Genomic DNA, 16077 nt, shown 5'->3' on the forward strand with positions numbered 1-16077 from the left:
CTCAGCGCAGGGAGAGGGGGCGCAGGTCGGTCCAGTGCTCCTCCACGTAGGCGACGCAGGCGTCACGGGTGTCGGGGCCGAAGCGGGTGGTCCAGCCGGCCGGGATGTCGGCGAACGACGGCCACAGGGAGTGCTGGCCCTCGTCGTTCACCAGGACGTGGAAGCGGCCTTCGGGGTCTTCGAACGGGTTGGTCACGGCGCGATCCTCCGGTCGGGGTCGGTCGTCGCGTGGTGCAGGTGCGCCAGCACGGCGTCGACCAGGTGGTGGGCGGTGGTGGGGGTGAACAGGTCGGTCGCGTGGACGAGGTAGCACGGCACCGGGCCGTCGTCCTGCGGTTCGTAGAAGCTGACGGTCAGCTCGGCGGGTGTCGTGCCGGTGGGGACGGCGACCAGTGACCCGGTGTCGCCCTCCAGCGCCGACAGGACCGCCTTCTCGTGGTGCACGATCATGACCTGCGGCTCGACCGGCACCGGCACGTCCGCGTGCTCGAACGCGGCCAGGTCGGTGGCGCGGACGCGGGCCAGCAGCTCGGCGTAGGTGGGGTCGCCGGCGGTGTCGGTGCGCAGCACGACCCGGTTGAAGAAGCAGCCGACCAGGTCGGACAGCGCCTCCTCGGTCCGGCCGGCCACCATCGTGCCGATCGGCACGTCCGTGCCGTACGGGGTCAGGGCCGCGGCCACGGCGGCCTGCACGACCATGAACATGCTGGTGCCGGTGCGGGCGGCCAGCCGGTCGATCGCCGCGTGCAGCGAGGCGGGCAGCGTGAACGGGACCACGCCGGCGGGGTGGCGACCGGGTCGCCGCTCCCCCGAGTACGGCAGGTCGAGCACAGGCAGGTCGCGCAGCGCGTCGCGCCAGAACGCGCGCTGCTGCTCCCCCACCGACTCCACGACCTCCAGCGACCACAACGCGTAGTCCGCGTACGTCACAGGCAGCTCGGTCCACTGTGGAGCCTCGCCGCGCCGACGGGCCGCGTAGGCGTGCTGGAGGTCGCGGAACAGCGGCACGACCGACCACTCGTCCACCGCGAGGTAGCTCATGGTCAGCAGCAGCGCCTGCGCGCCGGACCCGTCCACGACCAGCCGGGCGCGGACGGGCGGGCGGCCGGGGTCCACCGGCTCGGCGGCGAACGCGGTCAGCGCCTCGTCCAGCGCCACCACCGGTTCCACCTCCAGCGGCGGCACCGCGACGGCGCGCTGCACGTCGCCGTCCAGGACGGTGCGCAGCGGCTCGTGCCGTGCCACGACGTCGGCGTGCGCGGCGATGAGGGCGGGCACGTCGAACGGGGTCCGGGCGCGCAGCGCCAGCGCGTGGTCCCACACCGCCGGCCCCCGCTGCACGGGTGCCAGGGGCAGGTCCACCGGCCGGTCGAAGCGGCGCAGCGGCGGGCGGGCCGAGGTGGCGCCGGTCAGCCGCCCGGCCAGCCCGGCGACGGTGGGCGAGTCGAACACGTCGCGCAGCGCGATGTCGACGCCGAACACCGACCGGATCTTGCCTACCAGCCGCATGGACGCCATCGAGTGGCCACCGAGGCCGAAGAAGTTGTCGTGGATGCCCGGTGAGACGCCCAAAATTTCGGCGAACAGCTCCGCGATGGCCTTCTGCTCCGGCGTCACCGGCCGGTCGTCACCGGTCAGCGCGGACCAGTCGGGCTGCGGCAGGGCACGCCGGTCGAGCTTGCCGTTGGGCGTCAGCGGCAGCGGGCCGTCCAGGAAGACCACCGTCGCCGGGACCATGTACTCGGGGAGCCGTTCGGCGACGAACGCCCGCAGGTCGTCCTCCGTCGCGCCGACGACGTACCCGACGAGCCTGGTCACGTCGCCGGCGCGGTCGGCGACGACGGCCGCCTGCGCCACGTCCGGGTGCCGGGCCAGGGCGGCCTCGATCTCGCCCAGCTCGATCCGGAAGCCCCGGATCTTGACCTGGGTGTCGACGCGGCCGAGGAAGTCCAGGTTGCCGTCGGCGCGCCACCGCGCGCGGTCGCCGGTGCGGTACATGCGGGCCCCGGGCGGGCCGAACGGCGACGCGACGAACCGGGACGCGGTCAGCGCGGCCTGGCCGATGTAGCCGCGGGCCAGGCCGCGGCCGGACACGTACAGCTCGCCGACCACGCCGGGCGGCACCGGCCGCAGCCGGTCGTCCAGCACGTACACGGTGGTGTTCGGGTCGGGGACGCCGATCGGCACGGCCGAGTCCCACTCGGGCACGGCTTTCCACAGGGTGGAGTTGACCGTGGCCTCGGTGAGGCCGTACGCGGCCAGCAGGTTGAGGCGACCGGCCCAGCGCCCGATCACGTCCGGCGGCACGGTCTCGGTGCCCACCAGGATGGTGGAGCCCTCGGGCAGCTCGCAGTCGGCGGGCAGCGCGGACACCAGCGACGGCGGCAGGATCATGTGCGTGATCCGCCGGTCGCGCAGGAAGTCGGTCAGCTCGGGACCGGCGACCCGCACCTCGTCGGGCGCGAACACCAGCCGCCCGCCCACGCACAGCGCCATGGTCAGCTCGAACACGGCCACGTCGAAGCCGACGGACGCGAACTGGAGCACCCGGCTCTCGTCGGTGAGCCCCATCCGGTCGAGGGCGGTCGCGGCGAGGCTGGCGATGCCCTCGTGCGGCACCACGACACCCTTGGGCCGACCGGTCGAGCCCGACGTGTAGATCACGTACATCGCCGAGTCCAACGACCTCGGCCCGCTCGCCGGCGCACCGCCCGACGCGGCGGACAGCTCACCGCGGACCGCGTCCGAGTCCAGCAGCAGGACCTCGGCGACGTCGGGCACGGGCGCGTCCTGCGTGGTCACGACGAGCTCGGCCGCGGAATCCCGGATCATGTACGCGATCCGGTCGGCCGGGTGCGAGAGGTCCAGCGGCAGGTAGGCCGCGCCGAGCTTGAGCACCGCGAGCACGGTGGCGACCATGTCCGCCGACTTGGGCACGGCGATGCCCACCACCGACTCGTGGCCGACACCGCGGGCCGCGAGGAGCCGGGCGATCCGGTCGGACCGGTCGTCCAGCCAGGCGTAGCTGACCGACCGGGTGCGGTCCACCACGGCCACCGCGTCCGGCTTCGCCGCCACGCACCGCGCGAGCAGCGCCGTGAACGTCTCCTCCGGCACCTCCCGGGCGGTGCGGTTGAACTCGTCCACCACCCGCCGGCGCTCGTCGGGCGCGAGCAGGTCCACCGCGCTCACCGGCGCGGTCGGCTCGGCCAGCACCGCGGCCACCAGCGCGGTCAGCCGCTCGCCGAGCCGCTGCGCGGTCACCCGGTCGAACAGGTCGGTCGCGTACTCCAGCCGGCACGTCACCGGCCCGTCCACCACCTCGGTGAAGCTGAACACCAGGTCGAACTTCGCGGTCGTGGTCTCGTGGCCCACCCACGTCACCGGCAGCCCGTCGAACGACCCGGCGTCACCGCCGCGGCTGTGGTAGCCGACCATGACCTGGAACAGCGGGTTGCGCGCCGCCGACCGGGTCGGGTTGACCCGGTCCACCACGGCCTCGAACGGCACGTCCTGGTGCGAGAACGCGGCCAGCGACGTCTCCTTCACCCGCGCCACCAGCTCGGTGAAGCCCGGGTCGCCGGACAGGTCGGCCCGCAGCACGAGCGTGTTGACGAAGAACCCGACCAGGTCGTCCAGCGCCTCGTCGGTGCGGCCCGCGATCGGCGCGCCCAGCGGGATGTCGTCGCCCGCGCCCAACCGGCCCAGCAGGGCGGCGACGGCGGCTTGCAGCACCATGAACATCGACGCGCCGGACGCCTGCGCCAACGCCCGCAGCCCGTCGGTCAGCTCCGCCGGGAACTCCACCTCCAGGTCCGCGCCGCGGAACGTCGGCCGGCCCGGGCGCGGTCGGTCGACGGGCAGTTCCAGCTCCTCCGGCACGCCGGCCAGCGCCCGCGCCCAGAAGTCCAGCTGCTCCTCGCCGACGACGTCCAGCACGTCCCGCTGCCACACGGTGTAGTCCGCGTACTGCACGGGCAGCGGTTCCCACTCCGGCGCCCCACCGGCCCGCCGCGCCCGGTACGCGGTCGCGAGGTCGCGCAGGAACGGCCGGTCGGACCACTCGTCGGTGGTGATGTGGTGCAGCAGGATGACGATCAGGTGCTCGTCCGGCGCCAACGCCGCGATCGTCACCCGCAGCGGCAGCTCGGTGCGCAGGTCGAACGGCCGCTCGACCTCGTCCCGCACGATGCCGGGCACGTCCTCGTCGCTCGCCTCGCGCACCACCACGACCGGCGTGACGTCGTGCAGCACCCGCTGGTACGGCGTGCCCTCGTGCTCGCCGAAGACGGTCCGCAACGCCTCGTGCCGGTCGACCACGTCACCGACGGCGGCGGTGAACGCGGCGACGTCCAGCGGGCCGTGCAGCGTGAACACCAACGGGAAGTTGTAGGCGGCGGACGTGCCCTCCATCTGCTGGATCAGCCACAGCCGCTGCTGCGCCGACGACAGCGGCAGCTCGGCGGGCCGGTCGACGGGCACGAGCGGTGGCCGCGCCGACCCGCCGCCCGCGCGCAGGGCCAGTTCGGCGACCGTGGGCGCGTCGAACAGGTCCCGGATCGCGAGCTCCGCGCCCAGCGCCGACCGGGCCCGGCTGACCAGCCGGGTCGCGAGCAGCGAGTGGCCGCCGAGGTCGAAGAAGTTGTCGTCCACGCCGACCGACGGCACGCCCAGCACGTCGGCGAACAGCCCGCACAGCACCTCCTCCGCCCGGGTCGACGCGGCGCGCGAGGTCGCCGCGCCCGTCACCACCGGCTTGGGCAGGGCGCGCACGTCGAGCTTGCCGTTGACGGTGAGCGGCAGCGCGTCCACCGCCACGATCGCGGCGGGCACCATGTAGTCGGGCAGGCTCAGCTTCAGGCTTTCGCGCAACGTTGCAGTTTCGACCGCGGACACCACATAACCGATGAGCCGCTTCACGCCGCCCGGCCCGGCGTCCACGACGACCGCCGCGTGGGTCACCCCGGGCTGGGCCACCAGCGCGGACTCGACCTCGCCCAGCTCCACCCGGTAGCCGCGGATCTTGACCTGGTCGTCGGTGCGGCCGAGGAAGTCCAGGTTGCCGTCCCGGCGTGCCCGCACCAGGTCACCCGTGCGGTACATGCGGGTGCCGGGCGGGCCGTACGGGTCGGCGACGAACCGCTCCGCGGTCAGGCCGAACCGGTCGTGGTAGCCGCGGGCCAGGCCGACGCCCGCGATGTAGAGCTCGCCGGGCGACCCGGGCGGCACCGGCCGCAGGTGCGCGTCGAGCACGTACGCGCGGGTGTTCCAGATCGCCTTGCCGACCGTGGCCGTCGGACTGTCCTCAGTGGACGCACCGAGCGTGTTGATCGTGTACTCGGTGGGCCCGTAGAGGTTGTAGCCGTACGTGCCGGGTGTGTCGCGCAGCCGCTGCCACACCGACTCGGGCACGGCCTCGCCGCCGAGCAGCACCAGCGCGGGAACGTGCCCCTCCAGCAGGCCCTCCTCGATCAGCAGCTGCGCGTAGGTCGGGGTCACGTTGACCACGTCGATCAGGTGCTCGTCGCAGTACGCCACCAGGGCCGCCGCGTCCCGGCGCAGCTCCTCGTCGCACACGTGCACCTCGTGGCCCTCGACCAGCCACAGCAGCTCCTCCCACGACATGTCGAACGCGAACGACACGGTGTGGGCGATGCGCAGCCGCCGTCCGCCGGCCGCCGCGATGGCGGGCGCGAAGATCGCCTGCTGGTGGTTGAGCTGCATGTTCGTCAGGCCGCGGTACGGCGTGACGACGCCCTTCGGCCGGCCCGTCGAGCCGGACGTGTAGATCACGTACGCCGGGTGGTCCAGCGAGAACGACGGCCACTCGACCTCGTCGGGCGCCTCGGGCAGGTCGTCGACGCACAGCGCGTCCGGCACCAGGCCGACCGCCGTGGTCGACAGCACGCACAGCGGCCGGGTGTCCTCGATCATCAGCAGCAGCCGGTCGGCCGGGTGGTCGAGGTCCAGCGGCAGGTAGGCGGCCCCGGTGCGCAGCACCGCGAACAACGCCACCACCATTTCGGTCGTGCGCGGCAGCGCGAGCGCGACCACGCGCTCCGGTCCCGCGCCGCGGCTGATCAGCAGGCAGGCCAGGGTGTCGATCCGGTCCTGGAGCTCGGCGTAGGTGAGCCGCTGGTCGCCGAACACGAGCGCGGTCGCGTCCGGGGTCCGGCGGGCCTGGGCGACGAGCAGGTCGGCGACGGTCTCGGAGACCACCGGGTTGGCGCTGGCGTCCCACTCGGCTTCCAGCGCGCGTCGTTCGTGGTCGGGCAGCACGTCGAGCGTGCCGACCAGCGCGTCCGGTGCGTCGACCAGGCGGCGCAGCACGGTGGTGTACCGGGTGAGCAGGGCCTCGGCGGCGTCGGCGGTGAAGGTGTCCGGTCGGGACGCCAGCGTGACGCGGGTGCGGGCGCCGGGCGTGATGATGAGCGTCAGCGGGAAGTGCGTTCCGTCCACGTTGGACACGTCGAGCACGCCGTGGCGGGACGCCAGCTCGCCCTGCCGGTCGTCGCCGTCGCCGGTGCGCAGCACGAACAGCGTGTCGAACAGCTGCCGGTGCCCGGCCTCCCGCTGGATCTCGCCCAGGCCGACGTGCTCGTAGGACATGAGCGCGGTCCGCTCGGCCTGGACGCGCCGCAGCAGCTCCAGCACGGTCTCGCGGGGGTCGATCGCGATCCGGGTGGGGATGGTGTTGAGGAACATGCCGATGACGTGCTCGACGCCGTCGACCTCGACCGGGCGTCCCGCGACGGCGGTGCCGAACACCACGTCGTCCCGGCCGACCTGGCTCGCCAGCACCATCGCCCACGCGGCGTTGAAGACGGCGTTGGCGGTCAGGCCGTGCCGCCGGGCCTGCGCCCGGACGCGGTCGGTCAGCTCCTCGGTCAGCTCCTCGTGGAACTCGGCCGGGATGACCGGCTCGCGGGACCGGTCCGCGGGCGCGACCAGGGTCGGCTCGCGCAGGCCGGACAGCGCGGTGCGCCACGCGCGCAGCGCCGCGTCGTGGTCCTGCCGGGCCAGCCACGCCAGGTAGTCGCGGTAGGAGCCGGGCGGCGGCAGCTCGGCGTCGGCGTCGCGGTACAGCTCCAGCAGCTGCTCCAGGAACAGCCACGCCGACCAGCCGTCCCACAGGATCAGGTGGTGGGTGATGACGAGCCGGTCGCGGCCGTCGGGCAGCCGCAGCACCAGGAACCGGCACAGCGGCGGCGCGGCCAGGTCGAACCGCTCGCGCCGGTCGGCGGCCAGCAGGTCCGGCACGTCGGCGTCGTCCGCGTCGACCACGCGCAGCGGGATCTCCGGGGCGGGCGCGATGAACTGCACCGGCGTCGGCACGCCGTCGCTGGTGAACCCGGCCCGCAGGCTCGGGTGGCGGGCCAGGAGCGCGGCGCCCGCGCGGCGCAGCCGGTCGACGTCCACCCGTCCGGCGAAGTCCATCGTCTCCTGGGACAGGTAGACGTCGAGCGCGCCGGTGTCGTAGCTGGAGTGGAAGTACAGGCCCTCCTGCAACGGGGACAGCGGCCACACGTCCTCCGCCTCGGGCAGGGCGGCGCGCTGCTCGTCGGTCAGCACGAGCAGCGGCGCGTCGTCGGCGGTGCCCGCCTTCGCCTCGACGGCGGCCAGCGCGGCGACCGTGCGGTGCTCGAACACGTCGCGCGGACTGATCCCGACGCCCAGCCGGCGGGCCCGGGTGGACACCGCGATGGACGTGATGCTGTCGCCGCCGAGGGTGAAGAAGTCGTCGTCCACGCCCAGCTCGGCCAGGCCGAGGACGTCGGCGAACACCTCGCACAGCAGGCGTTCCCGCTCGGTGGCGGGCGCACGGCGCTCGGCCTTGGCGAGCGCGGGCGACGGCAGCGCGTTCTGGTCGAGCTTGCCGCTCGGGGTGAGCGGGAAGTCCGGCAGCGCCACGACCGCGTGCGGGACCATCGCGGCGGGCAGGGCGGCGGCGATCCCGGTCCGCACCGCGTCGAGGTCGACGTCGTCCGGCGTCACGTACGCCAAGAGCTGGTTGTCGCGGGCGATGACCGCCGCCCGTGCCACGCCGGGCAGCGCGACCAGCGCCGACTCGACCTCGCCGAGCTCGATCCGGTTGCCGCGCACCTTGACCTGGCGGTCGGTGCGGCCCAGGTAGACGAGCGCGCCGTCCGCGCGGCGCACGACCAGGTCGCCGGTGCGGTACATGCGGTCACCGGGCGCGCCGAACGGGTCGGCGACGAACCGCTCGGCGGTGAGCGCGGCCCGGCCGCGGTAGCCCAGCGCGAGCTGGACGCCCGCCAGGTACAGCTCGCCCGGCACGTTCGCCGGGACGGGCCGCAGGAACGGGTCGAGCACGTGCAGCCGGGTGTTCCAGACCGGGTGGCCGATCGGCACGGCGTGGTCCGGCGCGCCGTCGTACTCGAAGTGCGTGACGTCCACGGCGGCTTCGGTGGGGCCGTACAGGTTGTGCAGCGGCACGCCGGTGAGGGCGCGCCAGCGGGCGGCCACCTCACCGGTCAACGCCTCGCCGCTGCTGAACGCGCGGCGCAGGCTCGCCGACCACGCCGCGTCCTCGTTCACCTCGGGCACGGTCAGGAACGCAGCCAGCATCGACGGCACGAAGTGCAGGGTGGTGATGCGCTCGCGGCGGATCAGGTCGGCGAGGTAGGCGGGGTCGCGGTGGCCGTCCGGCTTGGCGAGCACGACGGCCGCGCCCTCGCACAGGGCCCAGAAGAACTCCCAGACCGAGACGTCGAAGCTCGACGGCGTCTTCTGCAGCACGCGGTCGTCGGCGGTGAGGCGGTACTCGTGCTGCATCCACGCCAGCCGGTTGACGATGGCGCGATGCGTGACGACGACGCCCTTGGGCCGCCCGGTCGAGCCGGAGGTGTAGATGAGGTAGGCGGGCTGGTCCGGGTGCGGCGAGGGGAGCTCGACGTCCGGCGCGGCGTCGTCCCGGCAGTCCTCCGGGCGGACGACGACGGTCGCGCCGGAGTCGGCCAGCATGAACTCGACGCGGTCGGCCGGGTAGTCGAGGTCGAGCGGCAGGTAGGCGGCGCCGGCCTTGAGCACGCCCAGCAGGGCCACCATCAGCTCGGCGGACCGCGGCACGGCGACCGCGACGACGTCGTGGCCGCGCAGCCTGCGGGCCAGCGCCGCGGCGCGGCGGTCCAGTTCGGCGTAGGTGAGGGTGACGTCGTCGTGGACGACGGCGGTGGCGTCCGGGGTACGGGCGGTCTGCGCGGCGATCCGGCTGACGAGCGTGCCTTCGGGCACGTCGGCGGCGGTGGCGTTGAGCTGCCGCAGCCAGTCGGCTTCGGCGCTGGTGACGAGGTCGAGGCTCGCGACCGGCCGGTCCGGGGTGGTGGCGAACGCGGTCAGCAGGCGGACCAGCCGCTCGGCCAGGGCGGCGGCTTCGGCGTCGGGCACGCGGTGCTTGAGTCGCAGCTCGATGCGCTCGCCGGGCAGGGCGATCAGCGCCAGCGGGTAGTGCACCTGGTCGCGGATCTCCACGTCGTCGACCACGTCGGGGAAGTTCTCGACCACGACGAGGGTGTCGAACAGCTCGCCGTGCCCGGTGACGCGCTGGATCTCGGCGAGGCCGAGGTGCTGGTGGTCCAGCAGCCGCGCCTGCTCGGCCTGGAGGTGGGCGAAGGCGGTCGCGAGGCTGTCGTGCCCCCGCCACCGCTGGCGGACGGGCACGGTGTTGATGAACAGGCCGACCGCGTTCTCGATCCCGGGCACCTCGGCCGGCCGCCCGGCCACCGTGGTGCCGTAGACGACGTCGGCGCGCCCGGTGAGGCCGCCGAGGAGCAGGCCCCACGCGCCGTGCAGCACGGTGCTCAACGTCAGACCGCGCCGCCGCGCCTGCGCGACCAGCGCCGCGCTCAGGTCGGCGGGCAGCGTCACCCGGTGCTGCCCGTGCCGCGGCGACACGTCGCCCACCGGGGCCGCTGCGCGGGCGTCCCCACCCACGGCAGCGCGGGCGTCCCCGCCCACGCCGGAGTTCCCGCCCAAGGCTGCGCGGAGGTCCCCGCCCAGGGGACCCCTGTTCTTATTCTCCCACCGGGGTACGAGAATTCCGGCGACGAGCGTCGGCTCGTCCACATCGGACAGGGCCGCGCGCCAGGCAGCGTGCGCCGCGTCGCGGTCACGGCCCGCCAGCCACGCGAAGTAGTGCCGGTGGTCGACCGGCTCCACCCGGCCGCCCACCAGCTCACGCCGCAGCAGGCCGACCGACCAGCCGTCCAGCAGGATGTGGTGCAGCGTCAGCACCAACCGGCCGCCGTGCCGCGCCGCCCGCACCAGCGGCGGGCGGGACAGGTCGAACGGTTCGGCCCGTTCGGCGGCCAGCACGGCCTCGACGTCGTCACCCGCCGGGTACTCGCGCCACGGCAGCGCCAACCCCTCCGCGATCACCTGCTCCACGCGCCCGCGGTCGGTCTGGCGGAAACCCGCGCGCAGCAACGGGTGCCGGTCCAGCAGGCCCTGCACCGCCTCCCGGTCCACGTCGAGGTTCAGCACCTCCTGCACCACGTACGAGTCGTCCGCGTCGTACTGGGCGTGGAAGAAGAAGCCCTCCTGCAACGGCGACGCCGGCAGCACGTCGGAGGGGAAACCGTCCAGCGACACCTCGGCCGCCGCGCCGATGGCACGCGCGACCCGCGCCAACCCCGCCACGGTCCGGTGCTCGAACACCTCGCGCGGCGTGAACTCCAGGCCCGCCGCCCGCGCCCGCGACACCAGCTGCATCGTGACGATGCTGTCGCCGCCCAGCTCGAAGAAGTTGTCGTGGATGCCCGGCGTCAACCCCAGCACGGCCTCGACCAGGTCCACCAACGCCTGCTCGACCGGGTTCGTGGCCGGGGCGTCGCCGCCGAGCGCGGTCCAGTCGGGTTCCGGCAGCGCCGCGCGGTCCAGCTTGCCGTTCGGGGTCAACGGCAGCGGCCCGGCCACCGGCACCACCACGGACGGCACCATGTACTCCGGCAGCGCCGCGGCGACGTGCTCCCGCGCGTCCACCGGCGCGGCCGAGCCGACCACGTACGCGACGAGCCGCTTCACCCGCCGGTGGTCCTCCCGCACCAGCACGGCGGCCTGCGCGATCCCGGGGTGCGCCATGAGCACGCTCTCGACCTCGCCCGGCTCGATCCGGAACCCCCGGATCTTCACCTGGCCGTCGGAGCGGCCCAGGAAGTCCAGGTTGCCGTCCGCGCGCCACCGCGCCCGGTCGCCGGTCCGGTACATCCGCGCACCGGGCGCGCCGAACGGGTCGGCCACGAACCGGGACGCGGTCAGCGCCGCCTGACCCCGGTAGCCGCGCGCGAGCCCGCGCCCGCCGACGTACAGCTCCCCCTCGACGCCCACCGGCACCGGCCGCAGCGCCGAGTCCAGCACGTAGCAGCGGGTGTTCGGGTCCGGCACGCCGATCGGCACCGGCCCCGTCCAGTCCGGCTGGGCCGGCCACAGCGTCGAGTTCACCGTCGCCTCGGTCAGGCCGTAGGCCGCCACGACCCGCAGCCGCCGGGCCCACCGGGCGATCAGCTCGGTCGGAACGGTCTCCGTGCCCACGATCAGCACCGCACCCGCGGGCAGCTCGCACTCCGGCGGCAGCGCGGCGACCAGCGACGGCGGCAGGATCATGTGCGTGGCCCCGTGCGCGGCGATGTAGGAGGTCAGCTCCTCGCCCGCGACGCGGCGGTGCGACGGCACGACGACCGCCCGCCCGCCGACGCCCAACGACATGCACAGGTCCCACACGGCCACGTCGAACCCGACGGACGCGAACTGCACCACCCGGCTGTCCGGCGTGATCCCGATCCGGTCCAGTGCCGTCGCGATCAGGCTGCCGATGCCCTCGTGCGTGACCACGACGCCCTTGGGCCGGCCGGTCGAGCCGGACGTGTAGATCACGTACGCGGCCTGGTCCAGCGCGATGGGAAGGCCCAGGTCCGAGCCGTCGGCGGGCAGGTCGAACCGGGTCTGCGGCGTGATGACGAGCTTGGCGCCCGCGTCGGCCACCATGTAGTCGACGCGGTCGCGGGGGTGGTCGAGGTCCAGCGGCAGGTAGGCCGCGCCCGCCTTCATCACCGCGAGCAGCGTCACGACCAGGTCGGCCGAGCGGGGCAGGGCCACGCCGACGACGTCCTCCGCTCCCACGCCCGCCGCGACGAGCGCGCGGGCCAGCCGGTTCGCGGCGGTGTTCAGCTCGGCGTAGGTCAGCGCCACGTCCTCGCACACCACCGCGACGGCGTCCGGGCGCAGCGCGGCCTGGCGCTCGACCGCACCGGGCCACGTCACCTCGTCCACCTCGCGCGGCGACGTGCCGAGGTCCAGCAGCCGGGCGCGTTCGGCGTCGTCGACCAGGTCGATCAACGCCACCGGCTGGTCGGGGTCGGCGTCGAGCACGCGCAGGAAGCGGCGCTGGTGGTCGGCCAGCTCGTCGGGCGTGCACACGGCGGCGTTCGCCTCGAACGTCACGACGAGCCTGCCGTCGGCGCGCTGGAGGAACGACGTGGTGAGGTCGTTGACCGGGCCGAGCGACAGCATGTGGAACGCGGGGTCGAGCTCGGTGAACCCCATCTCGCGGCCGAAGCCGAGGTAGTTGACCGTCGGCCCGACCAGCTCGGGGATGCCGTCGCGCAGGCCCAGCTCGCGGGCCAGGTCCTCGCCGCGGTAGGCGCTGTGCGGGATGACCTCGCGGATCTCGCGGTCGACGTCGGCGATCAGGCCGGTGAGCGTGCTGTCCGGGCGGACGGTGACGCGCAGCGGCAGCACGGTGGACGCCATACCGGGCGTGACCCGGCTGACCGCGTCCCGCCGGCCCGTCACCGGCATGGCCAGCACCAGGTCGGTCGCGCCGGTCACGCGGTGGGTGTAGGCGGCGACGGCGGCGATGACCTGCCGCGAGGACAACGGGTCCGGCAGCTCGACGGTCCGGCGGATGACCTCGCGCACCTGCCCGGCGGCCCGCGGCACGAGCCGCACCGGCTCGGGGTGGTCGGCCATCTTCGCGTGCCAGAACGCCCGGTCCGCTTCGCGGGCCGGCGACTCGCGGTAGGCCAGGTCGGCGTCGACCAGTGCCCGGACCGGCTTCGGCCGCGGCTCGGTGGCGCCCTCGTACAGCTCGCCGGCCCGGCGGGTGATCAGCACGCAGCCGTAGGCGTCGACCACGAGGTGGTGGTAGCGCTGGTACCACAGCACGTGGTCGTCGGCGATGCGCAGCAGCGCGTGGTGGAACAGGGGGCCGTCGGCGATGTCGGTCAACCGGGCCATGTCGTCGTCCATCCACGCCCGCGCGTCGGCGAGCGAGTCGAACGACAGCAGCGTGACGTCGGTGGTCGGCGGCACCGGCACCTGGCCGTGCTCGGTGAAGCGGACGTGCAGCGCGCCGGTCTCGCCGACCACCTGCCGGACGGCCGCCTCCAGCCGGTCGTGGTCGACCGGGCCGCGCAGCTCCAGGTACCAGGCGACGTTGTAGACGGGGTTGTCGGGCTCCAGCTGCTGTGCCAACCAGACACCCGTCTGAGCACCGGTCAAGGGCAGCGCCATGGTCACGACCTTCCCGTTCCTTCCCGACTTTCCCCGTACACGCACCGCGGGTGGGGATGCGCGACGGCACCCCCACCCGCGGTGGACCGCCGCTAGTTCTTGATCGCTTCGAGCAGCGGCACGACCTGCTCGATGCCGTAGGGCACGCTCAGCACCGTGTTGAACGACATGGCCGCGCCGATCGGCGGGTCCATGTAGGTGAGGAACAGGTCGCGCTTCTCGCTGACGACCTTCAGCCGCTGGTAGGCGGGCACGGACTTGACCCGCTCCCACGCGCTCTGGTCGAACATCAGCCACACCAGCCGGTCGGCGTCGAGCAGGTCGAACCGCTCCTCGCTGAACTCGGCGACGTTCATCTGGCCGGCCAGCTTGCCGATCTCGTCCACGAGGGTGAAGCCCAGCTCCTTCATGAAGATGGCCTTCGGGTCGGTCGGCGCGAACGCGGAGTACTGGCCGGGCTTGAAGCTGTCGGCCACCACCATCTTCTTGCCCGCCCACTCGGGGTGCGCGGCCTTGGCCTCGCCGAACTTCTTCGCCACGCCGTCGATCAGGGCCTGCGCTTCCTTCTCCTTGCCCAGCGCCTTGCCGATGTGCAGGGTCTGGTCCTGCCACGGCGCGGCGTAGTCGGGGAACGCCTTGGGCTGCGCGACCACGGGCGCGATCTTGGACAGCGTGTCGTACTGCTCCTGCTTCATGCCGGAGTAGACCGCGAGGATCAGGTCGGGCTTGAGCGCGGCGACCTTCTCCAGGTTGTACTCGTCGCGCTCGCCGACGATCTCCGGCTGGGTGCTGCCCCAGAGTTCCTTGGTCCACGGCCAGTTGCCGAAGGGCCGCTCCTTGAACCAGTCCACGACGCCGACCGGCTTGACGCCCAGAGCCAGCACGGGCTCCTGGTCGGACAGGCCGAGCGTGACGACCTTCTTCGGCTCCGCCTTGATCTCGGTGGTGCCGTACTTGTGCTCGACCGAGACCGGGAACGCGCCGGTGGAGGCGGTGTCGGTCGTGCTCGTCCCGCCGGAGCCGGCGTCGCCGCCGCCCCCGCAGGCGGCCAGCGCCAGCGCTGCGGCCGAGACGACCGCGACCAGCTTGAACCTCGTGGACATCAGGGTTTCCCTTTCAGCGGGCGCGACGGCGCGCCGTGATACCAGGTTAGGTTTGCGTAACCTAACAAACGGAGAGGCGGTTCAGCTCACCCGTGAGACGCTGATCGCGTATTCGGGCTGCGAGGGCACCGCCACGGGGACCGTCCGGGGCACCGTCGGGGTGCGGCGGTCGAGCACGGACCGGAGGATCTCCCCCACCCGCACGGAGGTGTTGGACAGCAACGACGACGAGATGCCGTGCGTGTGCTCGGTGCCGCCCTGGAGGTACAGGCCGGCGAGCAGGTCGTCGTCGGTGTCCAGGCGGTAGTCGCGGCCGACGCTGAGCCTGCCCTGCGCGTCCCGGGCGCAGCGCCCGGCCAGCTCGCCCAGCAGCGCGGTCGGGTCGGCCTCGCGGTAGCCGGTGGCGTAGACGATCGCGTCGGCGTCGAGCACCTCGCGCGCGCCGGTGGCCAACGACTCCACGGTGACCGCCACGCCGTCCGCGCGGTCGTCCAGCTCGGCCACGCGGGAGAGGTTGAGCAGCCGCAACCGCTGCCGCCCCACCACCTTCTCCCGGTACACCCGCCGGTACAGCTCGGCGATCAGGTCCTGGTCGACCACCGCGTAGTTGGTGTTGCCGTGGTAGTCCATGAGCTTGCGCTTGACCGGCTCGGGCGCGGCGAAGTAGTCGTCCACGGCCGCCGGGTCGAAGATCCGGTTCGCGAACGGGCTGTCGTCGGCGGGGCTGTAGCCGTAGCGCGCGAACACCGCGCACACCTCGGCCGACGGGAACCGCTCGTGCAGGAACGCGGTGACCTCCGCGCCGCTCTGCCCGGCGCCGACCACGACCAGGCGGCGCGGGTCGGTCAGGGACTCGACGCGGTGCAGGAAGTCCCGGTTGTGCCACACGCGCTCGGAGGCGCGCACGCCCTCGGGCAGCGCCGGGCGCAGCCCGGTGGCCAGCACCAGGTTCCGGGCGCGGCGCACCTCCACCTCGCCCGCCGCCGTGGTCGACACGACGTCGAAGTGCGTGACCACGCCGTCCTTCACCACGGGCCGCACGTCCACCACGTCGTGGCCGTAGGACACCAGGTCGTCCACGCGCCCGGCGGCCCACTCGAAGTAGTCGTGGAACTCGACCCGCAGCGGGAACAGGTTCTTGTGGTTGATGAAGTCGACCAACCGGCCCTTGCCGTGCAGGTAGCTCAGGAACGTGAAGGTGCTGTTCGGGTTGCGCAGGGTCACCAGGTCCTTGAGGAACGACACCTGCATGGTGGCGTCCTCGATCAGCATCCCGCGGTGCCAGCCGAACCGGGGCTGCCGTTCCAGGAAGTGGGCGGTCACCACGTCTTCGGCACGCGCGGTGGCGTTGTACTCGGTGACGGCGATCGCGAGGGCCAGGTTGGACGGCCCGAAGCCGACGCCGAGGACGTCGAAGACAGGTGGCTGTGGCATGGCTGTCCCA

Annotated in this window: 4 protein-coding genes; all 4 read right to left on the reverse strand. The window is 73.5% G+C overall.

All coding sequences use genetic code 11. From position 1 onward, the window contains the following. Nucleotide 1: 1 nt before the first annotated feature. On the reverse strand, nucleotides 2-196 hold the full coding sequence (locus ACIQMJ_RS10915) for an MbtH family protein (protein ID WP_230570959.1): 195 nt from the start codon (nucleotides 194-196) through the stop codon (nucleotides 2-4). After that, nucleotides 193-13530, reverse strand: coding sequence for an amino acid adenylation domain-containing protein (locus ACIQMJ_RS10920; RefSeq protein WP_499760753.1), 13338 nt, complete (start codon nucleotides 13528-13530; stop codon nucleotides 193-195). Before ACIQMJ_RS10920 ends, ACIQMJ_RS10915 begins: the two co-directional genes overlap by 4 nt. Before the next feature lie 92 nt (nucleotides 13531-13622). Continuing rightward, nucleotides 13623-14633 (reverse strand): iron-siderophore ABC transporter substrate-binding protein, encoded by a 1011-nt coding sequence (locus ACIQMJ_RS10925; protein ID WP_499760754.1) that lies wholly within the window; start codon nucleotides 14631-14633, stop codon nucleotides 13623-13625. 81 nt (nucleotides 14634-14714) lie between these two features. Continuing rightward, entirely contained in the window at nucleotides 14715-16067 is a 1353-nt protein-coding gene (locus tag ACIQMJ_RS10930; protein WP_499760755.1) for a lysine N(6)-hydroxylase/L-ornithine N(5)-oxygenase family protein, read from the reverse strand. Between the last annotated feature and the right edge of the window lie 10 nt (nucleotides 16068-16077).

Origin of the sequence: Actinosynnema sp. NPDC091369 (genome assembly GCF_044757065.1) — a bacterium.
GTDB lineage: Bacteria > Actinomycetota > Actinomycetes > Mycobacteriales > Pseudonocardiaceae > Actinosynnema.